Origin of the sequence: Nostoc sp. DedQUE07 (genome assembly GCF_034530975.2) — a bacterium.
In the GTDB taxonomy this organism is placed as follows: domain Bacteria; phylum Cyanobacteriota; class Cyanobacteriia; order Cyanobacteriales; family Nostocaceae; genus Nostoc.
This window is the reverse complement of sequence record NZ_JAVRCC020000019.1, coordinates 1-26,022: the sequence shown is the minus strand read 5'-3', so window position 1 is coordinate 26,022 and position 26,022 is coordinate 1. Positions and strand designations below refer to the sequence as shown.

At 43.6% G+C, this 26,022-nt stretch carries 22 protein-coding genes; 8 read left to right on the top strand and 14 right to left on the bottom strand.

Annotation, left to right across the window (positions count from 1 at the left end; all coding sequences use genetic code 11):
- Positions 1 to 338 precede the first annotated feature (338 nt).
- From cpcA to RMZ95_RS16295, 6 genes are all read right to left on the bottom strand, one after another.
- Entirely contained in the window at positions 339 to 830 is a 492-nt protein-coding gene (gene cpcA, locus RMZ95_RS16320; protein ID WP_322673571.1) for a phycocyanin subunit alpha, read from the bottom strand.
- Positions 831 to 917: 87 nt separating this feature from the next.
- On the bottom strand, positions 918 to 1,439 hold the full coding sequence (locus tag RMZ95_RS16315) for a phycocyanin subunit beta (RefSeq protein WP_322673570.1): 522 nt from the start codon (positions 1,437 to 1,439) through the stop codon (positions 918 to 920).
- A 418-nt stretch (positions 1,440 to 1,857) separates the two neighbouring features.
- Positions 1,858 to 2,673 (bottom strand): alpha/beta hydrolase, encoded by an 816-nt coding sequence (locus tag RMZ95_RS16310; RefSeq protein ID WP_322673569.1) that lies wholly within the window; start codon positions 2,671 to 2,673, stop codon positions 1,858 to 1,860.
- 172 nt (positions 2,674 to 2,845) lie between these two features.
- Positions 2,846 to 3,865, bottom strand: coding sequence for an adenosyl-hopene transferase HpnH (hpnH, locus tag RMZ95_RS16305; RefSeq protein ID WP_322673568.1), 1,020 nt, complete (start codon positions 3,863 to 3,865; stop codon positions 2,846 to 2,848).
- A 70-nt stretch (positions 3,866 to 3,935) separates the two neighbouring features.
- Entirely contained in the window at positions 3,936 to 4,961 is a 1,026-nt protein-coding gene (gene hpnA / locus RMZ95_RS16300) for a hopanoid-associated sugar epimerase (RefSeq protein ID WP_322684279.1), read from the bottom strand.
- Positions 4,961 to 7,759, bottom strand: a complete 2,799-nt coding sequence (locus tag RMZ95_RS16295) for an efflux RND transporter permease subunit (RefSeq protein WP_322684280.1) — start codon at positions 7,757 to 7,759, stop codon at positions 4,961 to 4,963. The genes hpnA and RMZ95_RS16295 overlap by 1 nt, the downstream gene beginning before the upstream one ends.
- 180 nt (positions 7,760 to 7,939) lie before the next feature.
- On the opposite strand from RMZ95_RS16295, the gene RMZ95_RS16290 reads away from it, so the two are divergent.
- Both RMZ95_RS16290 and RMZ95_RS16285 read left to right on the top strand, forming a co-directional pair.
- Entirely contained in the window at positions 7,940 to 8,629 is a 690-nt protein-coding gene (locus tag RMZ95_RS16290; RefSeq protein WP_322684281.1) for a phosphorylase, read from the top strand.
- Positions 8,630 to 9,074: 445 nt separating this feature from the next.
- Positions 9,075 to 10,787 carry a bifunctional diguanylate cyclase/phosphodiesterase gene (locus RMZ95_RS16285; RefSeq protein WP_322684282.1) on the top strand — a complete coding sequence of 571 codons (1,713 nt, stop codon included), beginning with the start codon at positions 9,075 to 9,077 and terminating at the stop codon, positions 10,785 to 10,787.
- 352 nt (positions 10,788 to 11,139) lie between these two features.
- Here the strand turns inward: RMZ95_RS16285 and RMZ95_RS16280 are convergent, their stop codons facing one another.
- Positions 11,140 to 11,802: a LuxR C-terminal-related transcriptional regulator gene (locus tag RMZ95_RS16280; RefSeq protein ID WP_322673563.1), complete on the bottom strand. Its 663-nt coding sequence runs from the start codon at positions 11,800 to 11,802 to the stop codon at positions 11,140 to 11,142.
- A gap of 188 nt (positions 11,803 to 11,990) precedes the next feature.
- Between RMZ95_RS16280 and RMZ95_RS16275 the strand changes: the two genes are divergently transcribed.
- The 4 genes from RMZ95_RS16275 to RMZ95_RS16260 all read left to right on the top strand — a co-directional run bounded on the left by RMZ95_RS16275 (position 11,991) and on the right by RMZ95_RS16260 (position 14,873).
- Positions 11,991 to 12,410, top strand: a complete 420-nt coding sequence (locus tag RMZ95_RS16275) for a DUF6220 domain-containing protein (protein ID WP_322673562.1) — start codon at positions 11,991 to 11,993, stop codon at positions 12,408 to 12,410.
- 62 nt (positions 12,411 to 12,472) lie between these two features.
- On the top strand, positions 12,473 to 13,135 hold the full coding sequence (locus tag RMZ95_RS16270) for a DJ-1/PfpI family protein (RefSeq protein WP_322684283.1): 663 nt from the start codon (positions 12,473 to 12,475) through the stop codon (positions 13,133 to 13,135).
- Positions 13,136 to 13,435: 300 nt separating this feature from the next.
- Entirely contained in the window at positions 13,436 to 13,666 is a 231-nt protein-coding gene (locus RMZ95_RS16265; protein ID WP_322684284.1) for a hypothetical protein, read from the top strand.
- Positions 13,667 to 13,748: 82 nt separating this feature from the next.
- The gene (locus tag RMZ95_RS16260; protein ID WP_322684321.1) at positions 13,749 to 14,873 is read left to right on the top strand and encodes a site-2 protease family protein; all 1,125 of its coding nucleotides are present in this window, start codon (positions 13,749 to 13,751) and stop codon (positions 14,871 to 14,873) included.
- A gap of 238 nt (positions 14,874 to 15,111) precedes the next feature.
- On the opposite strand, the gene RMZ95_RS16255 is transcribed toward RMZ95_RS16260, so the two are convergent.
- The 6 genes from RMZ95_RS16255 to RMZ95_RS16230 form a co-directional block, all read right to left on the bottom strand.
- Positions 15,112 to 15,831 (bottom strand): choice-of-anchor K domain-containing protein, encoded by a 720-nt coding sequence (locus tag RMZ95_RS16255; protein ID WP_322684285.1) that lies wholly within the window; start codon positions 15,829 to 15,831, stop codon positions 15,112 to 15,114.
- A 455-nt stretch (positions 15,832 to 16,286) separates the two neighbouring features.
- Positions 16,287 to 18,500: a tetratricopeptide repeat protein gene (locus RMZ95_RS16250; RefSeq protein ID WP_322684286.1), complete on the bottom strand. Its 2,214-nt coding sequence runs from the start codon at positions 18,498 to 18,500 to the stop codon at positions 16,287 to 16,289.
- A gap of 266 nt (positions 18,501 to 18,766) precedes the next feature.
- Positions 18,767 to 18,946 carry a photosystem II assembly protein Psb34 gene (psb34, locus tag RMZ95_RS16245; protein WP_322673558.1) on the bottom strand — a complete coding sequence of 60 codons (180 nt, stop codon included), beginning with the start codon at positions 18,944 to 18,946 and terminating at the stop codon, positions 18,767 to 18,769.
- Positions 18,947 to 19,220: 274 nt separating this feature from the next.
- The gene (gene thiO / locus RMZ95_RS16240) at positions 19,221 to 21,263 is read right to left on the bottom strand and encodes a glycine oxidase ThiO (RefSeq protein WP_322684287.1); all 2,043 of its coding nucleotides are present in this window, start codon (positions 21,261 to 21,263) and stop codon (positions 19,221 to 19,223) included.
- Between the two features lie 132 nt (positions 21,264 to 21,395).
- Positions 21,396 to 21,794: a hypothetical protein gene (locus RMZ95_RS16235; RefSeq protein WP_322673556.1), complete on the bottom strand. Its 399-nt coding sequence runs from the start codon at positions 21,792 to 21,794 to the stop codon at positions 21,396 to 21,398.
- Between the two features lie 17 nt (positions 21,795 to 21,811).
- Positions 21,812 to 22,150 (bottom strand): 2Fe-2S iron-sulfur cluster-binding protein, encoded by a 339-nt coding sequence (locus tag RMZ95_RS16230; protein WP_322684288.1) that lies wholly within the window; start codon positions 22,148 to 22,150, stop codon positions 21,812 to 21,814.
- Between the two features lie 75 nt (positions 22,151 to 22,225).
- Here RMZ95_RS16230 and cimA point away from each other — a divergent pair, with 75 nt between their 5' ends.
- On the top strand, positions 22,226 to 23,923 hold the full coding sequence (gene cimA, locus RMZ95_RS16225; protein ID WP_322684289.1) for a citramalate synthase: 1,698 nt from the start codon (positions 22,226 to 22,228) through the stop codon (positions 23,921 to 23,923).
- A 138-nt stretch (positions 23,924 to 24,061) separates the two neighbouring features.
- Here cimA and RMZ95_RS16220 read toward each other — a convergent pair whose 3' ends face one another.
- The gene (locus tag RMZ95_RS16220) at positions 24,062 to 24,940 is read right to left on the bottom strand and encodes a M48 family metallopeptidase (protein WP_322684322.1); all 879 of its coding nucleotides are present in this window, start codon (positions 24,938 to 24,940) and stop codon (positions 24,062 to 24,064) included.
- Positions 24,941 to 25,174: 234 nt separating this feature from the next.
- On the opposite strand from RMZ95_RS16220, the gene RMZ95_RS16215 reads away from it, so the two are divergent.
- The gene (locus RMZ95_RS16215; RefSeq protein WP_322684290.1) at positions 25,175 to 25,675 is read left to right on the top strand and encodes a hypothetical protein; all 501 of its coding nucleotides are present in this window, start codon (positions 25,175 to 25,177) and stop codon (positions 25,673 to 25,675) included.
- The last annotated feature ends 347 nt before the right edge of the window (positions 25,676 to 26,022 follow it).

Here is a 26,022-nt window from a genome sequence, read left to right as displayed (position 1 = left end):
TGCCACTAGGGCGTAGTGATATCTCCTTACGTTATTTCGGGCGTATACTTTCCCCCAGTCCGAGGGTAGGTGTTTAAATCTTGTACTGACAAAAATATTGTGCCAATTGACGGTAGCTTAAAAGAGGCACTGGGTTGTGAACTTTCCCAAATTTGTAGCAAATACCGTGCTACGTCGGCAGCTTTCATCCCTGTTCTAAAGCAAAAAATACAGAACTACGTTCCTCTTTCTCCAGGGTTTTCTGCTAGTTTTTCTTAAAAAACTGCCCGGAGAGATAAACAACTCATAGAACTTACTTGTCATAAGAGCTGATTTCCTCTCCGGGCTAAAGAAACACTCTAGCTTAGAGTATTGATTACATAGTCGATGTAGGAATTTGCTTCAACACCTGGATCGCCGCTTAGACCGTGGTTAGCTTTGATGTACTTGAGAGCTTCAATGTACCAGCTAGGAGACAGATCAAAAGTCCGGTTGATTTCAGCCAAGCCAGAAATCAAGAAGTCATCCAAGGGGCCTGTGCCACCAACAACTAAAGCGTATGTGATAATCCGCAAGTAGTAGCCGACATCACGTACACACTTGCTCTTGCCGCGTGCATCAGCCGCGAAGTTGGGCCCTTGTTGTTGAGTGGTGTAAGGGTACTTGTTATACACCGCTTGAGCAGCACCTTCAGTCAAGCGTTGAGCATTGGCGCTTAAAGCTTTTGCTGCTTGTAAGCTAGCTGGAGCTTGACGGAAGCGACCAAAAGCAACTTGAATTTCGGTGCTGCTGAGGTAGCGTCCTTGAGAATCAGCCGATGCAATTGCTTCAGTTAGAGGTGTTTTTGACATTTTGCTATCTCCCTTTTACAAACTTTATGGTTGAAATTTTGTTTTGTCCTATGGACAATTATTTAGTCAACATCAGCAATGCTTGGCTTAAGCCACAGCAGCAGCAGCACGATCGAAATAGCTAGCTATTTCAGATGACAGAGCGCTGCAATCTCCTCTGGTGATGTTGTTGGTATCGTTGACAATGGCCAAAGAAGCTTGTTTCAGCTTTTGAATACCAACAGCAACTGAAGCTCCTGGGGTTCCCAATGCTAAATAGGTTTCCCGCAAACCATTGAGGGCACGGTCATCTAGCACGCTGGAATCGCCAGCAAAGATAGCGTAGGTGATATAGCGAAGAATGATGTCCAAGTCTCTGATGCAAGCAGCAGCGCGACGGCTGGTGTAAGCATTACCACCAGGAGTGATCAATTGGGGTTGTTCTGCCCACAAATCACGAGCGGCAGCAGCAACAAGAGCAGACGCATTGCTGGTAATCCGGTTAACGGCATCTGTACGCTTGTTACCATCTTTGACTAGTTCGCTCAACGCATCCAATTGTGCATCGGAGAGATATTCCCCACGTGTATCAGCTTGGGAAACTACTTTTGCAAATGCATCTAAAACCATTGCGTTAAATCTCCTACTTTGCTTGGTTAAGAATAATTGGACTCAAAACTGAGTGGTTCAGTTGATTTTTGATGTCAGCACTGCCTGACGAGTTACGAAAGGTTTAAAACAGACATCCCAGAAATAAGTTTACGATCTCCAGGCTTTCAGATTAAAACTTTTGTTAAAAAACTTCAAACTTCTATGAACGACTGGAAAACCTGATTAAGATGTTGTTTTTTACTTCCAAGTTCTCTTTATACAATGCTGCCGTATCATTATTTATTACAAATTATTGTTATGTTTGTGAAATTTGTTTACATAACTTCATATTGTGGTTTATGTTTAGTTTACGAGCCGAGCGCTGCTCTTGTGGGAGGGCAATAAGTGTTGTAGTTACTGTAACTTTGTAGTTATGTCTGATATGTCTTATGTAAAATTACTCAAATTTATTTTGGAGAAAGGCAATAACGCGCTTGAATGCTTGGGAGTCTTGGTAAAGAAAGCCGTGACCACCCTTAAAGAACTCTAAATACGAACCTGGTATCTGTTTGTGCATTGCCTCAAGATTGGCAGGAGGAGATATGCCATCGTGATGACCGCCGCAGATATAGACAGGAATATGCAGTTGAGAAAGTCGATTATATGTATCGTGAGCAGCACGAGCCTCAAGCTGGCGACGACGCCCAACTTCACGACTTGGTTGGTCTGTACCCGCTTGAAAAACTGCTAGTGTCAGCTTCACTAATTCCTGAAATTGTGTAGTTCGGCTAGAGAGCCAAGCTTCCTCTTGCCAACGGGTATCAGCAATTGTGATTTGCCGATGAGCTAGTTCTTCAGTAGGAAGGTTCGCGAGTTCATGTAGTGGATATGACGACCCACCAGCACCGCCACTACTGGTACAGGCCAAAACAAGACGTTTAACGCGGTGTGGATAGCGCAGTGCCAACTCTTGGGCTACCATACCCCCAAAGGAAATTCCGATGACATGAGCGTTCTCCCACCCGACTGCATTTAACAAAGAGTCTGCATCGGCGGCGTAATCTGCTATGGTGTAAGGAATATCAGGTTTTGAGGTTTGACCCAGACCGCGCTGATCGTAGGCTAAGATTTCAAAGTGTGGGGCTAATGGTGAGTCAAAAATAGTCGGCGATCGCTGCAAATCTACTCCAGTACCACTAATACTGAGCAGGCGTTGACCAGTGCCACGAATCTCATAATACATTTGCAGATCGCGAACAGATACAAATGGCATGAGTATTTTTCCTGATGCATTTCGGCTAATTTGGCTGAGGGAGCGATCGCAATATCTCTAAATAAGCATTTTCCTTGAAATATTGTATGTTATTATACACATTTTCGGGCAATCAGAATCCTTAAAGGGTGCGCAAGTATAGCACCCTTTAATATGTAGTATTTACTACTTTTTAATTCCTACCAAACACACTGCTAAGGGCACGCGCCATATTTTGCGGCTGCATTGCATCCATTGCGGCGGTGGGTTCGTAGCCACAATGAACCATACAATCGGCACATTTAGGATTACCACTCTTCTGGCCGTATTGACTCCAGTCAGTTTGTGCGAGTAGTTCCTTAAAGGTAGAGTAATAACCTTCGTTTAGCAGATAGCAAGGTTTTTGCCAACCGAGAACGCTATAACTAGGGCTACCCCAAGGCGTGCATTCGTAGTCCTTCTCGCCAGTGAGAAAATCTAGGAACAACGGATTGTGATTGAAGTTCCAGTTTTTTTCACCACTTTTGTAAGGAGCCAGAATTTCTCGGAAGAGGGCGCGGGTTTGTTCGCGGTGGAGAAAATGATCTTGATCTGGTGCCCACTCGTAACTGTAACCGGGAGAAATCATCATCCCGTCAGTATTTAGTGTTTCCAGAAAGTTGAAAAACTCTTGCATATCTTTAGGTTCAGTACCTTCAAAGATAGTGGTGTTAGTTGTAACACGAAAGCCTTTAGCTTTAGCGGCGCGAATGGCTTTAACAGCAATATCAAAAACACCTTTACGATCGACGCAGCGATCGTGTAATTCCCGCATTCCATCTAAATGTACGCTGAAAGTGAGGTAAGGAGAAGGTTGAAACTTATCCAGGCTCTTTTCTAACAACAAACCATTGGTACACAAGTAAATATATTTCTTGCGCTCAATTAATCCCTGGACAATCTCATCAATCTGGGGGTGTAGCAGAGGTTCTCCACCAGGAATTGAGACAACTGGTGCGCCACACTCTTCCACAGCCGCAAAACACTGTTCTGGGGTGAGATTTTGCTTTAAAATTTCCTTTGGATGTTGGATTTTACCACAACCAGTACAAGCGAGATTACACCGAAAAAGAGGTTCCAACATTAATACTAAGGGGAAGCGTTTGCGTCCTTTCAAACGCTGTGTAACAAGATACTTCCCAATATCCATAGCTTGTTGTAGATTAACTGCCATTGTTGCGATCGCTCCTCTTTTAAAGATAAATGCACCACTTTCTCAACCCCAAGATTTATCTGTGGGGTCTTCAGTTTTGAATGCGTGAATTTTGAATTTTGAATTTCCCAGAGGGGTTGACATATCCTTGAGCAACAAACCAATCCACAGAATCTTTGAGTGCGGCATTTAGCGAAGATTGGGGTAGACCCAATTCTCGTACAGCCTTGGAAGCATTGTAATACATAGGTTGTTTTGCCATCCGAACGCCATCCAATGGTACTGAGGGCGATTTACCCAGTGGTGCGAGAATCTTTTCATCAACCCAGGCAACACTGAGGGGCAACCAAGCGGGTACTGTTTGTTGAGGTGCGCTCAGACCTGTGATATCGGCGAGTTGTTCGAGTAGTTGCTTGAGACTGAGGTTTTGATGACCTAAGATATAGCGATCGCCAGATTTACCCCGTTGCAAAGCCAGTAAATGCCCCCATGCCACATCCCGCACGTCGATAAAATTTAGACCAGTATCCAAGTAAAAGGGCATTTGCCGTCGTAAAAACCGCAAGATTATATCACCCGTCGGGGTAGGTTTGATATCCAACGAGCCAATCGGACTGCTGGGATTGACAATAACTACTTCCTGACCTGTAGCAACGGCTTGCATAGCTTCTTGTTCAGCCAAAAACTTAGACTTTTTGTAGTCACCCACCAACTTTTCTAAGGGACTCTGATGTGTTTCATCCACAACTTCCCCTGACGCTCCTACCCCAATCGCTGCCACTGAACTGGTGTAGACGGTGCGCTCAATATTAGCTTTGCGAGCTGCTGCCAACACATTGCGCGTACCCAGGACATTGTAACGGTGGAGTAATTCTCGGTCTGTCTGCCAGAGGGAATAATGAGCTGCTACATGAAATAGATATTGACAACCTCCCATCTGTTGCCAGAGATTTGGATCGTTCAAATCGCCTTTGACAATTTCCACATCCAAACCGCGTAGATTCTCCAAATTGCTGGTTGAGCGTACCAGTGCTTTGACGGCATATCCTTCTTGTAGGAGCAACCGTACCAAATGAGCGCCAATAAAACCCGTCCCCCCCGTGACAAAAACCTGCATCAACTTGCCCCCTGCTCCTCTGCTTCCCTGCTCCCCCTCTTCTTAAACCGGGGAAACCAATCATCCAAAATGGTGTAGACTACTGGCACAACAATCAAACTGAGAATAGTTGAAGTTACTAGTCCACCTGCGATCGCTACAGCCATCGGCGATCGCAATTCGGAACCAGCACCCAAACCCAAAGCGATCGGCAGCATCCCTAAAATAGTGGAGGCCGTGGTCATCATAATTGGTCTGAGGCGCACTAGTCCGGTGTTGAGAATCGCCTCTGTACGATTTAAGCCAGCATTGCGTAACTGGTTGATATAATCTACAAGCAAAATAGCATTTTTATTTGCCAGCCCCAGCAAAAAGACGAAACCGATCAATGAGATCATACCAAAGTCGCTCTTGGTAATTAGTAGCGCCAACATCGCCCCCACTAGTGCTAAAGGCAAAGAGACACCAATAACTAAAGGGTCTACCCAGCTTTTGAATAGTAAAATTAGTACCACAACAATACATAGGGCAGATAGAGCTAAAGTACTGCCGAAACTACTAAAAACCTTATTTTGGTTAGCAGAATCTCCTCCTAAATTTAAAGAAACATTAGAGGGTAACACCGCGTTTGCTTCAGCTACCACTTTGTCAGTGGCATCACCCAAAGACAGATCCTTGCCAAGATTAGCACTGATGTAGGCCACCCGTTGATTATTCAGACGCTCGATCTGAAAAACCGTGCCTTGTGGATTTGTTTCACCTGTAACTGTGACATCAACGAATCCCGGTAGCCTTTGAATTCTTTCTTTAATTGCTTTGACTGCTTTGCTCAAAGCTTGGAGATTATCACCTTGTAATGCTATTTGCAAGGGTTTTTGACCGCCGGAATCGACAAATTGAATATCTTCAACACTAGTAGTTACCCCAGAAAGAACAGGTAAGGAGGAGCGCAACTGGTCTTGTAATTCCGCAGTTGTAATTGTGCGATTTTCCTTTAACTTTACATATAGTGTCCCTTTATTTGGTTCACCCTCACGAGAACCAACGGTGGTAAATACTGTTTCAACTGCTGGTGATTTTCTGACTACATTTTCTAATTTCTTCGCAACCTCAAGAGAATCATTTAAAGGATTGGGGATTGGGGATTGGGGGCTGGGGATTGGGGACTGGGGATTGGGGACTGGGGATTGGGGACTGGGATTTATCCCTTGTTCCCCTGCCCCTCTGCCCCCCTGCTCCCCTGCTCCCCGGTCACTGAGCGTAGCCGAAGTGCTGCTCCCCTGCCCCTCTCCTCCACTAGGAATACTCGGCAAAGGAGCCGTATAAGCAATATTAAATTCGCCGCGATCGAGTTTGGGAATAAATCCTTTGGGAATTAGTGGAATCAGTGCTATACCTGCGATGAAACTGAGTGCAGCTAACCCGATAACTATCTTGCGGTGATTTAAAGACCAACTGAGCAAATTTCTGTAAGATTGGGTAAACGCCACCCAGATTTTTGCTTCTCGACGCGGGGAGAGTGAGGATTTAGGTTTGAGCCAGTAGATAGCCAGAACTGGAGATAAAGTTCGAGCAACTAGCATAGAAGCAAGCATCGCCGCGGATACAGTGATGCCAAAAGGCTTGAAGAACTGACCAATTACCCCACCCATTAAACCTATGGGTAGAAAAACTGCTACTGCTGTTAAAGTGGCGGCGGTAACTGTCAACCCAATCTCATTTGTAGCTAAAAGCGCTGCTTGGCGAGGAGTTTCCCCATCGTCAACGTGTCGCATGATGTTTTCCACATCGACGATCGCATCATCAACAATGCTACCAATTACCAAAGCTAAAGCCAGCAGGGTGATTGTTTCCAGGTTAAAGCCGAAAATCGCCATGACGATAAATGTAGCCAGCAAAGACGTGGGAATCGCTAAGGCAGAGATCAGAGTTGCCCGCCAATTCCATAAAAAAGGAAAAATTACCACTATTGACAACAAGACTGCTTCCAGCAAAGCATCGATGGTTGACTGGGTAGCTTGGCGGATATATTCTGCTTGGGTGGCAGCTAAGGTGAGTTTGACATCTTTGAGGGTACGTAGCCTTTGAACTTCTTTCTCAACCCGACTCACTACTTCCAAAGTATTAGCATTACCGCGTTTGATTACCTGAAATGCGAGTGCATCTTCACCGTTAAACCGGACTAATGTCGCCCCACCTTGGGGGACTGTTGCATTCGCATTCGCTGGATTTATCGGAGGAGTTGCTGTCGCAGCGCCTAGTAGTGAGACTTTTAATACTCCTGGTAATTTAGCGATCGCACTAACAATCTCATCTTGCGCAAACTTCGTCAAATCTTTGAGATTCCGTGTAGGACTCTCTATGGCATAACTAATGGCGGCTGACTCGTTTAGATTTAGGGGAATAATTTTAGAAGTCGCTCCTTGAGGTAAAGTTAGCTGCTTTAGGGCAGTTTCAACCTTTTTGGTCGATGTTTCTAAATTTGTCCCAACCGCAAAAGAAAGGGCAACAGCTGTTTGACTAGGATAGGTTGATGAGCGGATATTCTCCAGTCCTTCTAGGGAGCGGAGGCGTTCTTCTAGGGGTTTAGTGAGCTTCGCTTCTGTATCCAGGGCAGTTGTCAGAGGAGCTGTAGCATTTACAACCACCACTGGAAAGGTAATATCTGGAAACAAGGCATACTTAAGGGAACTGAAAGCTAGAACTCCAGCTACCGTTACGGCAATCCAAAAACTCACCGTCAGCCACGAAAATTGAATCGCCAATTTGGAAATATTGAAGAGTTCTCGTGCGGATTTGGAGTTATGAAGCTTTACCATCTTTGAAAATTATCGTGTGGATGACACAATTATTTAGTCATGCTACAGCAATCATCTTCGGTTTGCGAATTTTGGTTACTACTAAACGGTAATATTACTTATTGTCACAAAGAAGAATCGCGCCACGCCCGTTTACTTCAAACATTAATTGACCGTTAAAACTTGAAACTATCGAGACTAGTGCCTAATCTTTTGCCCATCAACACAATTCTGGTACCTCAAGGAGCAGAATATAAAGCTGTGTATCGCGGATTAAGCGGCATTACTGCCTCCATCCCAAAAGTAGTACCCATACCTGTTGGGATGAAACCTTTACTCAAATACCTGCAACAAGGACAATTTCTGACTCCAAAATCCAGAGTGCTGATTATGGGTATATGTGGCAGCTTGAGCGATCGCTATACAGTTGGCGATCTTGTGCTGTATCAAAATTGTATTTATCAGGGGAAACAGCAAGAATGCGATCGCACTTTCACAGCACAATTGCACTCTTATCTATCAGAAAAAGCCTTATTAGTCAAGTCACTGACAAGCGATCGCGTGATTTGGTCTGCATCCGAAAAACGCCATTTGGGTAAGACTTTGGCGGCTGATGTTGTTGATATGGAAGGATTTACCGCTTTAGAATTTTTCAATGCGGCTGAGGTGTCTGTGGCAATGCTGCGAGTAGTCAGCGACGATTGTCAGCATAATATCCCCGATCTCACACCAGCAATTAACTCTGATGGCTCTCTAAACCCTTTTCCGTTAGCGATCGCCATGCTTCGACAACCTTTTGCCGCTACTCGGTTGATTCGAGGTTCATTAACAGCATTAAAAGTATTAGAGCAAGTTACAAATCGGCTCTTTTCAGGCTCTAGCAATAAATAATCTGTTGCGTCTTTACAGCAATTTTTAGATAAATAACCATGCCGTAAGGGCACAGCAAAGCTGTGCCCTTACAAAATATAGCAATCCAAAATCATTTGTGAAAATATCTTTTTACTCTCTTTGCATTTTCTGTGTCTCTGCCATTAGTTATAAAAAATAATTTTTTACTAACAAAATCGAATTTATATATTTTTTATTATTACCTCACCGGAAGAAAAACTAATAAAAATAAAAATGATGTGCGTATTTATTGTGAAATTGTTTATGGATAAGTTTTACATAAACTTTATGGTTAAACATATAAATAGAAACCTAGATTGGGAAGCATAATATATAACCTTATCAGGGTTGGGTTCCATGAGAGCTAATCGCACTGAATTGTAAATCAAAAATACTTTTTGCCAAAATAGCGCGGAACTAATTTACCAACTATCAAACAGAATTTATGCAGCTCAATCACAAGCTCAATCTATACTCGTTTCTAGATAGTTTTCCATTACTCAAAAAAAGTTACACCGCTAAAATCATGTTGGTGGCATTTTTGGGTACTCACATACCACTTCTAAGCTTACTCTTGAGTTTCGTTATCTCAAACTCCTATTCTTTGGAGATGGCGATTCGAGTGATGCTTATTGCTCTGTTGGCTACTTTAGCGGGTACAGCCGCCACTCTCTACGCACTACACCACCTGCTCAAACCAGTTATTTTGACATCTGCGGCATTGCAAAATTATCTAAACACCAAAACCTTACCTGAATTGCCCACAGATTTTGCTGATGAAGCCGGTACATTGATGGCGGATACTTCACAAACTCTTTACAAATTAGATGAATTAATTCATTACATCAGTAATTATGACGATCTAACTGGATTGCCCAATCGCGATTTATTTCGCGATCGCCTCCATCAGACTCTATCTCAACCTGAAAATAACCAGCGCTTTGTAGCAATCTTTTTACTGGGTATTGATGATTTCACTGCTATGAGTCATGGTTTGGAGCATGAAACAACAAATTTGTTGTTAAGAGCAGTCGCTCAGAGGTTATCACTCTGCATGACACAAACAGATATTCTTGCCCATTTAAGTGGAGATGAATTTGCCATTGCCCGCATAGACATTGTTTCTTTTGAAAGTGTGATTAAGCTATCTCAGATGCTGTTAAGTACCCTGAGCAAACCCTTTTCTATACAGGGTAATTTGATTCATATTACCGCCAGCATCGGCATCACAATTAATGGCATAAATGAACGTAATAGCGTAGATCAACTTTTGCAACAGGCTCATATCGCACTGTACCAGGCGAAGCAACAAGGGCGTAGCAAATACCAATTCTATTCCCCGGAGATTAATGCTCAGTTACAGGAGCGAATAACTTTAGAAAATGAATTACGTGGAGCGCTTGAGCGCAATGAAATGCTGGTTTATTATCAACCTCTGATTGATTTACACAGCGGACAAATTACAGCTATGGAAGCGTTGGTTCGCTGGCAGCATCCTACATTAGGTTTGGTTTCTCCAACAAAGTTTATTCCCATTGCTGAAGCCAATGGTTTGATCCTACCAATTGGTGAATGGGTCTTGCGAACTGCTTGTGCCCAAAACCGTGCTTGGCAACTTGCTGGATTTAACCCAATTCGGATGTCTGTAAATCTGTCAGCCCGACAGTTTGAACTACCGAATCTGGTTGAGATCGTCAGTCAAATTCTTGAGGAAACTGGACTCCAAGTATCTTATCTGGAATTGGAAGTGACAGAAAGCTTCTTGATGGGTGATATGGAGCGATCGGTTAAAACCTTAAAACAATTACGAGAACTGGGTATATGCTTGGCTCTAGATGACTTCGGTACTGGTTATTCCTCCCTCAACTACTTGAAGCGCTTTCCCGTGAATATGCTCAAGATCGATCGGTCATTTGTACAGGATGTCACATCTAATCCTGATAGTGCCGCCGTCACGAATGCGATTATTGCCCTGGCAAAAAGCCTGCGGTTGAACATCACAGCAGAGGGTGTGGAAACCCAAGAACAGCTTGACTACCTGAAAATGCAAGGATGTGATGAAGGTCAAGGTTACTACTTCAGTTGTCCTGTGCCCGCCGATATAATTACCCCGATGTTACAGAAAGTTTCTCAGCAGATGGAGAAAATTTCCGCATAAGTGGATGCCTAAGCCAGAAAATACACCCCTGATAACGTATCACTTGAATTTTGCTAGACATGGTTATCAGGGGGCAGGTTAAGGAGCAGCTATGCTGAAGGAATCCCCATAAATAAATTTAGACTTCCACATGAGCCTCAGCCGAACGGCAATTTAAGAAGGAAGCTGTATTTCTTGTATCCAGTTAATAAAATACATATTTTTTTATTTTTCATAAATAAATTTAGTTGCTCTCAGGCCATTTTGCCTCCAGAGAAAATTCTTTTCTAAAACCTCCTGCCTCCTGCCCCCTGCCTTTCTCCAGTGACATAAGCAGAGAAATCCAGGATTAATGAGGCCAATAAAAGGTTATTTATTTTGAAACTGTGGAAAGCTTTGCAACCATCTGAGTTCGAGATGAAACTTCAAGTTTGCGAAACATCCTTTTTAAGGCTTGCTTGACAGAGTTTTCAGTAATCCAAAGTTCAGCACTAATTTCTGCATTGGTTTGTCCTTGAGCCACCAAGTCAGCAATTTGCATTTCACGAGGCGTTAAACGCTCTGTCTGTAATATTAGTGGATATTGCCGCGCCATTGCCACCCAAGTAGAAAGATGCAAACAAAGCGCACTCAAATCTGTAAGATTTTGTGAATCAAATGCAGGCATTCCTTGCTGACGAGTAAAACCTACCACGCCTACTAACTGACCATTGCTGACAATTGGCCCTCCCATAACGTGCCAGTGATCGGCACGAGGACAAATCAACCTCCACGTCTTAGGTTCTACTACTAAAGCTTCATGAACAGGGGCATGATGTTCTAGCAAGTAGCGTGCAACTGGGTTGTGTTGGGGTGATAATGCGGTTTCCACTGCTTTTTGGAGCTTGCTGTTAGCTAGAGGAATTTGAGCAAAGAAAAACAGCCCACATCGTGTAGCTGAAAAATATTCACTCATTTCGGTGCGTATGTGCGATCGCAATGTCTCTTCATCTTTAGCTTGAGCAATTGCATGAAACAGAGTTTGTAAGGCAATCATGATTGGCAAATTGTACCCTTTCGAGGTCTAGGCGCAGTATAGCAACCAGACTTATCTTAGCTTTAGTCATTTGTCATTTGTCATTAGTTTTTTTGGGCACTCTCTTGCGAGGTATGTACCAAAAAATTCTTTATCAATGACTAATGACCAATGACTAATTTATTTGCTTTTTTTGGGATTACTTAACCATGACTCTAAATCCTGGGATTGATGATACACAGATATCCGGGCGCTGGATTCAAATTAGTTTTTTTATCGCAGTAGTGTTTTTTAATCTCTGTTTAGCAATCCAAGTATTCAGTGTTGGACTGGCTTACTTTTACAACTCTGATTGGTGGAACCTACATATCTGGCTCGTGCGAGGATATAGCGGACTCTCGCTAATTTTGTTGATATGGGTGTTTCTGATGCCGTTTCCTTCAAGAGTCCAGAACCTTACTGCAAGTATTCCAGTGTTGTTGGGACTACAATTTCTCACAATTCACTTGAAGACTTCTTTTCCTTTAGCAGTCTTCCATCCACTTATCGGCTTTTCTTTATTCTCTATTTCTACAACCCTAGTTCATCGGACATTTCGCATTGTATTTCCTAACCACAACCAAGACTAAATCCTTAACTTTCAATTCTTTAAGGATAGATTTCATAGCAACTTTCATCAGGAGATTGATTCATGACTTACTCACAAAAACATATTATTGGCTTGGTACTTTATCCTGGCATGACAGCACTTGATATTGTAGGGCCCCAGACAGTTTTTAATTCGCTTCCTAGTGTCCAGATCCACCGCATCTGGAAAGCTTTAGACCCGATCAAAACCGATGACGGAATGATGATTTTGCCCGATACCACCTTTGAAAATTGCCCACCTTTAGACGCAATCTGCGTCGGCGGCGGTTTAGGACAGAGTGCAGTAGTAAACGATCCAGAAGTGCTTGAGTTTTTCCACAAACAGGGGAACACGGCAAAGTTCATCACCTCTGTGTGCGGCGGGTCTGAGTTTTTAGCGAAGGCAGGACTACTACAAGGCTATCGAGCGGCGACTCACTGGATGATGCGCGAACAACTCGCAACGTTGGGCGTTGAGGTCGGAACGGAGCGAGTTGTGATTGACCGAAATCGCATAACTGGTGGGGGGGTTACGGCAGGCATTGATTTTGGTCTAACGATCGCTGAAGTCCTTTGTGGTGAAGAAGCCGCCAAGATCGCTCAACTATTAATGGAGTACGATCCAGCTCCTCCATTCGATGTCGGTTCGCCCGAAAAAGCGGGGGCTGAGTTAGTCAATAAAGCAATGTTATATGCTACGGGGACATTGGGTTTAAACGTAAAATAGGCAGTCTGACATGACCACAAATTCGGAAATTGAACGTGTTCCCACACGTTGGATACAAATCCGTTTTTATACGACTTAAACTGTCTTTAACCTCTGCTTGATTGCTCAGTTATTAACGATTGGGGTTGCCTAGTTCAACGATCCTGCCTGGTGGACTATTCATTAGACCTCTTGCAAAAGTCCCTAACACCCCACCCCCAACCCAACCCCTCCCCGCTCTTCGGGAGGGGAGACAAAGCGTAGCTTTGGCGGGGTGGGGTTCTTTCTTATTTTTGATTTATGCAAGAGGACTATTCATGTTTGGCTCGTGCGAGAGTACAGTGGACTGTCCTTTTTATTACTAGGAGGGTTGTTGAGCGCCCCATTTCAGACAGAAGTTCTGGGTATAAAGCAGCATTCGTACAAAAAAATGTATCGAAATGTGCTATCGACGCGATCCAACGTTTCTCCTGCTTCCTGAATTTGGATGCTCTCAATATTCCCAATAACCGCACCTTTACCGACGGACACCACTACCGCCATCAAGATTAAAATCTCTTAACCTTTCGTTACAATAAATACATCGAGAAGGATGAAAGCAAACCTCTCGAAGCTGAAATCAAAGGTGAACGACATGAATGGCACAATTCGCGTTGGTAATCTCTTCGGAATTCCCTTCTATATCCATCCATCATGGTTTTTAGTTCTGGGTTTAGTAACTTGGAGTTATAGCAGTGGACTGGCGGCGCAATTTCCCCAATTGTCTGCGGGATTAGCTTTGGTACTAGGATTGATGACAGCGCTGATGTTATTTGCCTCTGTCGTCGCCCATGAATTAGGCCACAGTTTTGTTGCGATTCGCCAGGGAATTGATGTCAAATCCATCACGCTGTTTATATTTGGCGGTTTGGCTAGCTTAGAAAAAGAGTCGAAAACCCCAGGTGAGGCTTTCTGGGTAGCGATCGCCGGGCCAATGGTAAGCTTACTATTGTGCGGTATCGTTACAGCTATTGGTGTTACGACTGCTGCATCAGGGCCGTTAGCTGCAATTCTTGGTGTTCTCGCTTCTGTTAACTTGGCATTAGCGCTGTTTAATCTAATTCCTGGCTTGCCCTTAGATGGCGGAAATATACTGAAAGCCATCGTTTGGAAAATTACAGGTAATCCTTATAAAGGTGTCACCTTTGCAAGTCGAGTCGGGCAAATCTTTGGTTGGGTAGCAATTCTTTCCGGTGTACTTCCCCTACTATTATTTGGCAACTCCGGTAACTTCTGGAACTTGTTAATTGGCTTCTTCTTGTTGCAAAATGCTGGTAATTCGGCTCAATTTGCCAGAGTCCAAGAAAAACTTACAGGTTTGACAGCCGAAGATGCTGTAACTCATGACAGCCCGATTGTATCTGCTAATCTTACCTTAAGAGAGTTTGCCGATGAGCGAGTCATAAGTGGGCAAAACTGGCATCGGTTCTTAGTGACTGATGATGATGGACAATTAATAGGTGCGATCGCAATTGATAATTTAAGAACCATCTCTACAGCACTGTGGTCAGAAACTCAAGTTAAAGAAGTCATGCGACCAATTACCGAATCTACCACAGTCCAATCAGATCAACCTCTGCTGGAAGTCATGCAGTTACTCGAACAACAAAAACTATCTGTACTTCCCGTGATTCGTGAGAATGGCGTCCTAGTTGGAATCTTAGAAAAAGCTGCAATTATCCAGCTACTTCAAAGCCGAACCCAACCTAACCCTGCATAAAGACGCAATTCATCCCGTATATCAAAAAACGCTAAACCCTTGTAGAGACGCGACAAATCGCGTCTCTATATTTTTATCGCCCAAATTTTTGATTGCGTGAAAAAACCCCATACAATTGAAAGAACCTTCTTGAGCGTTGCCTCTTATCTGTCCCCGTAAATAAGTTCAAAAATCAAATCGGATTGTTATGTAGCACTCCTATTTAATTTTTGAATAAAACTCAGTATATATCTATTCCCTATTTTCTATTCCCTGTATTTATTTTCCAAGGATTTTTACGAGATATCAGGTATATCCCTAGCAATGATAGACCCAACACTGACGCAGGTTCGGGTATAGTTTTGATTTTGGCATAAATAGCTGTTGTAGTTGTAGCTTCTTCAAGAGCCTTAATACTTATCTGGCGACCTTCTAGATTAAAACCGATTAACTCAAGGGTATATTTATTACTTCCAAAGGTGAAACTGCGATTACTCAAATTTGTGTCTAAAAATACCAAGTCTGCACTATTCTCACGATCTTTTGGGTCATTAAGTGTATTTACTAAACGCAAGTTAAAGTCAAAAACTTGGCTGGTTCCCACAGGTGGGCTGAAAGATAGATTGAGATTTAAAGGTACAAATCCAACGCTTGAATCAGTGCGTACCTTACCATTGAAGTAAGTTAAATCAGCTATTTTGAATACAGAGTTAATGTCCGCAGAAAATGAAGTTCCATTAGAGGTTAGTTTATTTGGAAGTCCTGGCGGCAAATTAGCTTGACCCCAGGTAAATGTGTTACTTCCCACACCTGTATATATGGGATTAGTATCATTGATTCCTGGAGTTGGATTTCCCCATGTCGCACTAGAGATGCCAGAAAAAGTTAGAGCTTGTGCTTGACCAGAGAAACTAAATCCTGTGGCCGAACTCACAAAAAAACTAGATATAGCAGTAGCGAAAACAAAACTTAGTTTCATAATTCTAGGTTTAAACGTTCATTCTGGAGCTTCTTTCAAGTAGGTATTCAGTCTACCTTAGTAAATTTACGGAAAATACGCCAATGTCTTCTTGTATTTTTTATAAAATATTTATGTGTATTTCAAAATAATTTAATGAATAATTTATATTTATGAAGTTAAAATTATGACTAGTGAAAATATATTTCACTAGTTTGTAATTAGTAAAACAGTAAACCGATTGCAAAATCTCCCTAACACGCTACCTCTCAGCAAGAGTGGAGACTTTAAGGTAAGTCAAAGGCGGATTAGGGTTCTTTTTTGATTTATGCAAGAAGTCTAGTAATTACGTAGGCAATTACGTAGACGTAGCCCGTCGTAAACATCGCTACCTTACTTGACTTACCAATAAATTGTCAAGTTGATATGAAGTTACAGTTTTTTGACATTCTCCGCACTATGGAGAGCAATGGGATTCATAATTTTGACAAAATCTCTGGTAACAACTGGCTAGGAACTTTAGATAAAGCTAGATTTTGTCCCTGTATCCCTAACTCATTATGAAAAGCACGAATAGTTTTAACCACATAAGCAAAGGTTGTTTGATAAGCCTCTGGTTGTTTACTTAATCCGTTTAAGGCTTGCAAATGGTTATCTAATGCTACTTCTAAGTGTTGAGAGCGTGTTGCTTTGTCAACATTAAAAGACTTATCTATTGCTAGCTGATAATGTGCTAGTCCCAGGTTATTGTGAGAGGCAAGCAAATCAAAACTTAAAGAAGTACCGCTAAGTGAGTGAGCCAAAGCTATAGCTTCTTCGTAAGCGCTGATACATAGTTGCAGATATTTTTGCCGTGCCTCTTTAGTAGTTTCAGATAGGTTTGCTAAATGCCAGTAAGCAGTACCCAGATTATTTTGTGTAGCGGCGCAGGCACTGGGAACATTAGCTGGAGTGCGATACTTGAGAGCTTCGCTATAAACATCTATGGCTAGCTGGAGATTTTGGGCAGGTTGTTCGTATTGTGCCAGATTCCAAAACGCAGTACCGATATTGTTTTGAATCATCCCATACTTGAGCGGTTCCTCTTTTGGGTTGTAGTGTGCAAGTGCTTCATTGTAAGCTGCGATCGCTTTCTTTAAATGCACAATCGGTTGGTTGTATTGCCCTAAATGCCAGTAAGCAGTACCCAAATTATTTTGGCAAGCTGCATACTTTAATGAATCCATTTCAGCTGTACGGTAGCTGAGTGCTTCACTGTAAGCCAAAATTGCTTGCTGCCAATTTTCCGATGGGTGAGAGAAACGAGCTAAATCACCATAGGCTGTCCCCAAATTATTTTGTACGCGAGCGTAAGTTTCCAAATGTGTCTGAGGCGAAATTATCTTTAACGCCAACTGATAAAATTCTATTGCCTGCTCTATATAAGTTTGTCCCTCTTCAGAATTGGGTGGTGTGCGGTATAGCATCCAGTAGAGTGTACCCAAATCATTCAAGATATCTGGGAGTTGCGGTGAGCTTTCGTCATAGCTAATTGCCTCTTGATAGGCAATAATTGCCACCATTAGGTTTTCTAAAGTTGCCTCTCCTTGCTCAATCCGAAGACGATATAAAGTACCCAAGCGATGATAAGCCTCTGCCAGTATCTCCTCTGAAGCAAGATTTTCGTGTAATTCTTCAATCTCCAACAAAATCTGCTGTGGTTGTAAAGAATCCTCTGTATTTTGAGCAATACTTGTATTTATTGTTGCTGTTACTAGCTCTTTTAACTCATTGCTAATATAAGATAAAGACGACAGCGATTGATTATTACTCCCGCTACCAGACCGATTTGTAGATTCCTGTTGTTGTGGCGTAGCCTTCAATAAATCCGCTGTTGATGATGGAACTTCCTCAGTTTTGTGTACGCGATTTTCTTGTATCTCTACTGGGAAATCAGAATTATTATCAAACTTGAACTCGGTGGTTGCGGTTCTGAGTTCTGCTTGGTTAGCTGATTCATCTAGAATCGACTGCTCAATATTCCCTAAATCCAAGCTTCCTGAACGTGAAAAACGTTCTGGATAGGCCAAATTCTGAGTTGCTGGTGTGGGTTCTCCAGCAAAGACAAATACGCCAGTACGACAACGCCAAAACTGTGGTGCTGATTGCTTAATAGCCGCTAACCAAGGACGTGGTATCCACAAAAGCAAATTAGATTCTAGAAATCGGCTGGATTCTTGTGTAGAGAAATATTGTTCGCTTAAGCGGAGATAGTGCAAAAATAAACGCTGTGTTGCAACTGGTTGCTTCGTAAGATGTTCCACACCGACAATCTGAAATGCTGGTACTGGAAAAGGTCTTCCCGGAGTATCTTTTGATGCCTCAACAATTGGCGGTGGGTAATTAGTCAACCATTGATTAATCTGAATTATGGGATTGGGATCGTTTAAATTCAAACGCAACGTGACTAATCGCGGATAAGCTGGAGTGCTATTTTCCTGAGCATTTGATGATTGATATAGCACCTGTCCAACAGGATAAGCCAATGTAGAATGCAAACGGGCTGCTACTTGATTTCTTAAGTATAAATCATCACAAACTGCCAAAAGAATTTGTCGTCGTAAGCCAAGACTTAAGGCAAGTTTCAGGCGGTGGTATACTTGCCGATTCCAAGTAGAATTATTGTTGTGTGCAGTATCATTCACGCTCATAGCGGCTAAAAAGCCAAAACATAGTACATATCACCTTTCTGGGTGCATTCAAGTGGACTAAAGTCATAATAAAAATGATTTTTAATAAGTAGATGTTGTGCTGCTGTGGATATATTGAGCCTTCAATTATAGTAGGAACAATAAAGTATAATTATATACTTTCATTCCTAGTTCGATTTTAACAAAAAATAAAAAAGCAGGCCCCTCTTAAAATCGGAACCTGAAAAACTATAAAAAAGATGAAGTTTTCTTAAAATGTTTTACGATCAACTGCTCTTAGAAACAAAGAAGGCGACTAGAATCAAGCCGGCAACCAAAGCTGTAGCGGCAATTCCTAGTATGATATAAGTTCGCTTTTGCCCTTCCGTGAGAGGTTCTGCTTGATAAACCTTTGGTTCCCGGGCAAAATTATTCAGAAGACCGCCTTCTTCATTGGTATAGGGCATGAATGAATTCCTTTATCTTTATCGTTAATTTAATGTTACATAAATGCTAAATCTGGTCTTAAACTGCTAGATAAATCGTTACATTTGTCATTTGTCATTTGTCATTTGTCATTGGGCATAGGGCATTGGGCATTGGGCATTAGGAAAGGAAAATTGAGGGCAAGGGAAAGACTTGTTGCAAGTTCTGACTCAAGTCACCTTGTCACCTTGTCCGTTTGTCTGTCTTGTCTGTTTATTCTCCATGCCCCATGCCCCATGCCCCATGCCCTATTGCCTAACTAGTAATCGTCCCAGTTAGAGGTGAACTAGGACTGGCGTAATCTTTAATAGGCATTCTGCCAGCAAGGTATGCTAGACGACCGGCGACTGTTGCTAAATTCATCGCACGAGCCATTGCTGCTGGTTTTGGAGAAAGAGCGATCGCACTATTAATTAACAAGGCATCTGCTCCCAATTCCATTGCCTGAGCGGCTTCTGAAGGTGAACCAATACCAGCATCTACCACCACTGGCACACCTGCATTTTCGATGATTATTTGGATATTGGCAGTTGTTTTCAGTCCTTGTCCAGAACCAATTGGTGATGCCAAAGGCATGACTGTAGCACAGCCTACCTCTTCTAAGCGCTTGGCTAACATCGGGTCAGCATTGATATAGGGTAATACTGCAAAGCCTTCTTTAACTAGTTGTTCTGCTGCTTGCAATGTCCCAATTGGGTCTGGGAGTAAATACTTAAGGTCTGGTATTACTTCTAACTTTATAAAGTTATTATCTTCTTGCCCCAGCAATTTCGCCATTTCTCGCCCCAAACGCGCCACCCGAATCGCCTCTTCGGCAGTTTGACAACCTGCGGTATTGGGTAACATCCAGATTTTCGTCCAATCCAAGGCTTCAGCTAAACCTTCATGTCCCGGAGCCTTGGTTTGTACCCGTCGTACTGCTACGGTGACAATTTGGCAATCGCTGGCGGCGACGCTTTGCTGCATTTCCTCAATGCTGCGATACTTACCAGTTCCCGTCATCAAGCGGGATTGGAAGGTTTTGCCAGCGATAATCAATGGGGAATCGGTAGAGACGCGATTAATCGCATCCGTGGGGAGTGGAGATATAGCAGAGTGATGTCCGTTAGAGAAATTGGCAGAGTGAGTCAGCATTGGGGTGGAGGTAGATGACTTGGACTGAAAACGCGAATAGTGAAAATCAGCAAGTAGGGGGTCAGACTTTTGCTCTAAGATTAAATTGGCAATCAAAGCGGCGGTTACGGGCGCAAGTAGAATTCCGTTGCGGTAATGACCCGTAGCAAAGGTTAAATTTTGACAGTGGCTAGTGCCCAGGATGGGTAATTCATCAGGGGTGGTTGGGCGAAATCCCCACCAAAATTCTTGGATGGGATAATGCTTTAATTGGGGATACAGCCGGATGGCAGCTTGTAGTAATTTTTGAATACCTTCTGGGGTGTTGTTGGGCATAAAGCCAACGTCTTCACTGGTTGCGCCAATAACCAGGCGATCGCGTCTTGGTACGATGTAAATATCCTGTCCGAACAAAACCCGCTTCAAGGGCAATTCCTGCGAAACTTCTGGTATCCGCACACTCAGCATTTGTCCTTTTCTGGGTAGCACGGGTAGCGGTAACAATTCATTTGACCAAGCACCTGAAGCTAAAACATAGTGCGCGGCGCGAATTATTCCAGCATTGGTTTGCACGCCAACCACTTGTCCTTGCTGCTGTAAAAATCCTTCTACCGTAATACCATCTTTGAGTTCAACACCAATAGATTCAGCCGCCGTCCGCAATACGTGAGCTAGAGCTTGATTATCAACTTGGGCGTCTTCAGGATACCACCAGCCACCAACTACCTCGGCTCCCAATCCTGGCTGATATTGATGAATTGCCTCCTTGTTTAACCAGTAAGAGGGGGATGAGGGAGATGAGGAGGAAAGACTTTCCCCTCTGCTCCTCTGCTCCCCTGCTCCCTGGTCACTGAGCGTAGCCGAAGTGCTGCTCCCCTGCTCTCCTGCTTCTTCAAACACGGGTGCAAGGATACCACAGGCACGGTAGCCAGTATTTAAGCCGGTCAGTTCTTCTAATTTGCGCGTCCAGTCGGGATATAAGGCACGCGATCGCCAACACAAAGAACGCATTGCTTCATTAGCGATGTTTTCTGCATCTGGTGCCAACATCCCGGCGGCGGCGTGGGTAGCGGCAGCCTGAAAGTCACGACAAAGCACGGTGACGTTTGTCCCGCGCAATTTTAGTTCAATGGCGATCGCTAAACCAATAACGCCGCCACCAATAATTACAGTCTCACTAATCATTAGTCATTAGTCATTAGTCATCTGTCATTAGCCATTTATCATTAGTACATAACTAATAACTCATAACTCATAACTCATAACTTATAACTTATAACTTGTAACTAAAGACGGGTCTGAAGAAGGATCTGCTCGTTACCACAAGGCGCGAATTGGTTCGTTGCTTTGATTTGTATCGCTAGATGGTGTGCTTGTTCCTGAAGAATCTGTATTATTCTCTGTTGTAGTGTCAGCAGGTGATGTTGAGTCATCGCCAGAATTCTGAGCAACGTTACTCCTGTTGTCAGGTCTTGGAGCTACAATAGAGCGTCTGTTTTGGTTGGTTTCAGTTGTTTCGTTTCCTTCTGTTGCAGTTTCTTCATTTTTGCTGCCAGCGCTGCTATTAACATTGATATTAGCTGGCAGGACTTCTGATTTTTTGTCACTAGGAGCGTTAGCAGTTTGTACGCCCATCGGAAAGTTGATGCCCAGTAATGTACCAAGCAGAATGGCTAAACCTCCAGCCATTAAAATTAAGGGTGTCCATCTACCCATCTTGTCTTAACTCCTTTTTAACCTTTTGGTGTCCACACTATTCGAGAACCTTGTCCCCAAAATCCATCAAACTTTGTCACTTTCACATCGCCTAAAACTTGAGTTTGACAGGCTAAACGTAAGTCTGTTGTAGGAGAATGGGGAGGAAGCGAACGCCGTGCTCGATCGCGCCAGTTCGCTGCTGAGACTTTGCCCTCTACCTTAACCGCGCAGGTACCACAACTGCCAATGCCCCGACAGTTTATTACCCTAGCACCGTCATTGTAGAGGTTAATACCATTTTGCAGCAAAATCGTGCGGAGATTGCTTCCATGCTCGCAATCAATTGTTTTACCTTCAGCTATTACTTTAGGCATTTTTAAATTGCCAAACTGGCTTTTTGTTGTATATTGACACATTGCCTCGAAAGTTGTCTCGTCGGTCCCAGTTTTATGACCACAAATTCTTCACCTCAACTTTGGCTCTATGACACTACATTACGGGATGGCACTCAGCGCGAAGGGCTATCTGTATCGATAGAAGATAAGTTACGCATTGCCCGTAGACTCGATCAACTGGGAATTCCCTTTATTGAAGGCGGTTGGCCTGGTGCCAATCCCAAGGATGTACAATTTTTCTGGCAACTTCAAGAAGATCCGCTCAAACAAGCTGAAATTGTTGCTTTTTGTTCGACTCGCCGCCCCAACTCCACTGCCGCCACCGAACCGATGCTACAGGATATTTTGGCGGCGGGAACTCGCTGGGTAACGATTTTTGGCAAGTCTTGGGATTTACATGTGACAACAGGACTCAAGACGACATTAGAAGAAAATTTGGCAATGATTCGCGATACCATTGAGTACCTCCGTTCTCAAGGTCGTCGGATTATCTACGATGCCGAACATTGGTTTGATGGCTATAAGCACAATCGAGATTATGCTTTACAGACATTAGAAGCTGCGATCGCCTCTGGTGCGGAATGGCTAGTCCTGTGTGATACCAATGGCGGCACTTTACCCCACGAAATTAGCCAAATTGTGCAAGATGTAGTCAAGGTGACTGGGGACTGGGTATCGGGGACTGGGGACTGGGGATTGGGGACTAGGAAAGACTCTTCCCAATTCCCAATCCCCAATGCCCAATCCCCAATGCCCCAAATTGGAATTCATACTCACAACGATTCGGAAATGGCAGTTGCTAACGCAATAGCTGCCGTGATGGCAGGGGCAAAGATGGTACAGGGCACAATTAATGGTTACGGTGAACGTTGCGGTAATGCTAACCTCTGTTCGTTAATTCCCAATTTACAACTGAAGGCGGGTTACAGTTGTATCACAGAAGACCAGCTTACACAACTTACAGAAGCTAGTCGTTTTGTGAGTGAGGTGGTCAACCTTGCGCCAGATGAACACGCTCCCTTTGTGGGACGTTCGGCTTTTGCCCATAAGGGCGGTATTCATGTATCAGCAGTGGAACGTAATCCCCTGACTTACGAACACATTCAGCCGGAACAAGTCGGGAATCGCCGCCGCATTGTGATTTCGGAACAGTCTGGACTGAGCAATGTTTTAGCCAAAGCCCGCAGTTTTGGGATTGAATTGGATCAACAAAAGGCAGAGGCTAGAGAAATTCTCCAGCGCCTCAAAGATTTGGAGAGTGAAGGATTTCAATTTGAAGCCGCAGAGGCGAGTTTTGTGCTGTTGATGCACGAAGCTTTGGGAGGGCGCCAAAAGTTTTTTGAAGTCAAAGGTTTTCAAGTCCACTGTGACTTGATTGAGGGGAAAGAAACTAGCAATGCCCTAGCTACAGTCAAAGTCGCTGTTGACGGCAAAAATATTTTGGAGGCGGCGGAAGGTAACGGGCCTGTTGCAGCTTTAGATGCAGCTTTACGCAAGGCTTTGGTGAACTTTTATCCTCAGATTGCAACCTTTGATTTGACAGATTACAAAGTGCGAATTCTCAACGGACATACGGGCACTGCGGCGAAAACTCGTGTGTTGGTAGAATCAGGCAATGGTCGTCAACGCTGGACGACGGTAGGGGTTTCTACCAATATTTTGGCGGCTTCCTATCAAGCAGTGGTAGAGGGCTTGGAATACGGTTTGTTGTTACATTCCCAAGCAGAAGCAGCTTTAAAAGCTTCTAGTTGACAAAAGGGATATGTAGTGTAATCAGAGTTTGCGTTTTTTGATCAAAAGGAGAAGCGATCGCTATTTGGCGATCGCTTCTCACGATCTATTAAAAATTTTTCTGCTTATATAGCCAAAAAACGGTTGTCAATAGAAGCTCTACCAATTGCGCCATCCACCTTTGGGTGCAACTTCATTATTAGTAGACTTTAGTCCGTGACTGTGCAACAGAGTTTGATATTCGGTGCTGCTTGCCCAACGGTCAATTTCTCGCGCCCGCAGTACTGGCACTGGATGGGTTAATTGGGCTGTACGGGCAGCTTTGACCATTTCACCCAGTTCTGTCTTGCTAATATCATCGTAAGCGCGAGCTTGGGCAACAAAGGCATCGAGATTCAGTTGTGGCGCTAAGGTGGGAGAACCACCAGCCAACTTCATCAACACGGACATAACCACTTTCGGGTCTTGAGTTGCTAGTAATGCGGCGCGATCGCAGGTAAACTCAGCACAACGTACCCATTCCAAAAGTTGCGCCTGTATAGCTTGAGCCACGAAGGTTCCGACATTGGGCACAATCGCCGCAGCTAATATTAATAAATTTACAGGTGTCAAGTAAACGCTATGGTCACACTTGAGATGCCCTAACTCGTGGGCGATTACTGCTTGTATTTCCTCTGGTGTAAGGATATCAATCAGGGAAGTGTGTACCACCACAAAAGGCTGCTTACCCCGCACAGCAAAAGTATAGGCGTTAGGAGCCGGATGTTGCCGAACGTACAACTGGGGAGGATCGATATCCAGGATTTTACAGGCATCTAACAATAGCTTGTATAAATCGGGTAGTTGCTTTTCACCCACCAAAATGCTAGAGGCAATATTTTCCACATAAAAAACCTGCTCTGCCATTGGCCCGAGCCAATTTCGCACCAACATATCTATGCCTGGTATCTGCTTGAGCGCTCTGGTAGCTTCCAGGTCTAATGGATGACGAAATGAGTCAGCTTTTAAACCAATCAGCGGGGTTTTGAAGAAAGACATAGTGCAACAAGCTATAAAAAACACAACTATGGAATCTGGCTGGATAGATAAACAGCCTCCCACAGTTAGTATAACGATTTCAGTTAGGGGTTTCGTTTCTTGCATATTCGTAACCTTTGGTATCACTGCTCATGTCACCCCTTTGCTGCATACGCCTACCAAGCAAACCCTCTCCTTTAGTGTCCGTTGCAGTTAATCTTGATTGGACACACTAATTCACGCTTGGAGAATTGAATGCGCTTTGATTTTTGTACTTTAACTTTATGTGTTCTCGCACTAGCGGCAACAAGTGGGCACGCCTCTGAGTCTGCCAACATCCCAGCACTGGTGATGACTAGCCCAAATTCAGCTTTTGCCAACTACGAAGATAAATGCAGCAACGGCGGCAACCTTGACAACGTAAATCGCGAGAAGTTTCTTAAACTTATGCTTGCCGATAAAAAATCAAAGCTATCTCAACTGAAAGTAGCTCTCCTCAATGAAATTAAACAAAGTGGTGATGAGCCACGAGGCGAGGGTGTCCGTATTGGTGAATGGAATCAAACCTTCCATGACCGGAGTGGTTGTGGCACAAACACTAACAGTTACTCAGCATTTGTTCTCACCGTGACTGGTGGAAATGCAAACCATACGGTCGTGAAATCCCTGGTAACAATTGATGACGACGATAACGCAGGCAAAAGAACCCTCAAGATCCGCGACATTCGCCCAATCAAACTACGAAATGATAATTGACCAAGCCACTTCTTTTCGCTTCCTAGTTCCAAGTCTCTGAAATCTAGAAGCTTCAAAGTCTTGTTGTACCGTGAGAAAACTAAGTACAGAATTTCATTAATTTATAGCGAATTCATGAAAGGCAATACTGTGCAATGCCAATGCGTTGGCTTGTATTGTGAATGCGGCCGCGGCCTTGTTAATACATCGGCTTGTATTGTGAATGCGGCCGCGGCCTTGTTAATACATCGGCTTGTATTGTGAATGCGGCCGCGGCCTTGTTAATACATCGGCTTGTATTGTGAATGCGGCCGCGGCCTTGTTAATACATCGGCTTGTATTGTGAATGCGGCCGCGGCCTTGTTAAT

What these genes read in the sequence shown, in the direction of transcription:
- cpcA (WP_322673571.1), bottom strand. Translation starts at nt 830, where the DNA reads ATGTCAAAAACACCTCTAACTGAAGCAATTGCATCGGCTGATTCTCAA.
- RMZ95_RS16315 (WP_322673570.1), bottom strand. Translation starts at nt 1,439, where the DNA reads ATGGTTTTAGATGCATTTGCAAAAGTAGTTTCCCAAGCTGATACACGT.
- RMZ95_RS16310 (WP_322673569.1), bottom strand. Translation starts at nt 2,673, where the DNA reads ATGCCATTTGTATCTGTTCGCGATCTGCAAATGTATTATGAGATTCGT.
- hpnH (WP_322673568.1), bottom strand. Translation starts at nt 3,865, where the DNA reads ATGGCAGTTAATCTACAACAAGCTATGGATATTGGGAAGTATCTTGTT.
- hpnA (WP_322684279.1), bottom strand. Translation starts at nt 4,961, where the DNA reads ATGCAGGTTTTTGTCACGGGGGGGACGGGTTTTATTGGCGCTCATTTG.
- RMZ95_RS16295 (WP_322684280.1), bottom strand. Translation starts at nt 7,759, where the DNA reads ATGGTAAAGCTTCATAACTCCAAATCCGCACGAGAACTCTTCAATATT.
- RMZ95_RS16285 (WP_322684282.1), top strand. Translation starts at nt 9,075, where the DNA reads ATGCAGCTCAATCACAAGCTCAATCTATACTCGTTTCTAGATAGTTTT.
- RMZ95_RS16280 (WP_322673563.1), bottom strand. Translation starts at nt 11,802, where the DNA reads ATGATTGCCTTACAAACTCTGTTTCATGCAATTGCTCAAGCTAAAGAT.
- RMZ95_RS16275 (WP_322673562.1), top strand. Translation starts at nt 11,991, where the DNA reads ATGACTCTAAATCCTGGGATTGATGATACACAGATATCCGGGCGCTGG.
- RMZ95_RS16270 (WP_322684283.1), top strand. Translation starts at nt 12,473, where the DNA reads ATGACTTACTCACAAAAACATATTATTGGCTTGGTACTTTATCCTGGC.
- RMZ95_RS16260 (WP_322684321.1), top strand. Translation starts at nt 13,749, where the DNA reads ATGAATGGCACAATTCGCGTTGGTAATCTCTTCGGAATTCCCTTCTAT.
- RMZ95_RS16255 (WP_322684285.1), bottom strand. Translation starts at nt 15,831, where the DNA reads ATGAAACTAAGTTTTGTTTTCGCTACTGCTATATCTAGTTTTTTTGTG.
- RMZ95_RS16250 (WP_322684286.1), bottom strand. Translation starts at nt 18,500, where the DNA reads ATGAGCGTGAATGATACTGCACACAACAATAATTCTACTTGGAATCGG.
- psb34 (WP_322673558.1), bottom strand. Translation starts at nt 18,946, where the DNA reads ATGCCCTATACCAATGAAGAAGGCGGTCTTCTGAATAATTTTGCCCGG.
- thiO (WP_322684287.1), bottom strand. Translation starts at nt 21,263, where the DNA reads ATGATTAGTGAGACTGTAATTATTGGTGGCGGCGTTATTGGTTTAGCG.
- RMZ95_RS16235 (WP_322673556.1), bottom strand. Translation starts at nt 21,794, where the DNA reads ATGGGTAGATGGACACCCTTAATTTTAATGGCTGGAGGTTTAGCCATT.
- RMZ95_RS16230 (WP_322684288.1), bottom strand. Translation starts at nt 22,150, where the DNA reads ATGCCTAAAGTAATAGCTGAAGGTAAAACAATTGATTGCGAGCATGGA.
- cimA (WP_322684289.1), top strand. Translation starts at nt 22,226, where the DNA reads ATGACCACAAATTCTTCACCTCAACTTTGGCTCTATGACACTACATTA.
- RMZ95_RS16220 (WP_322684322.1), bottom strand. Translation starts at nt 24,940, where the DNA reads ATGTCTTTCTTCAAAACCCCGCTGATTGGTTTAAAAGCTGACTCATTT.
- RMZ95_RS16215 (WP_322684290.1), top strand. Translation starts at nt 25,175, where the DNA reads ATGCGCTTTGATTTTTGTACTTTAACTTTATGTGTTCTCGCACTAGCG.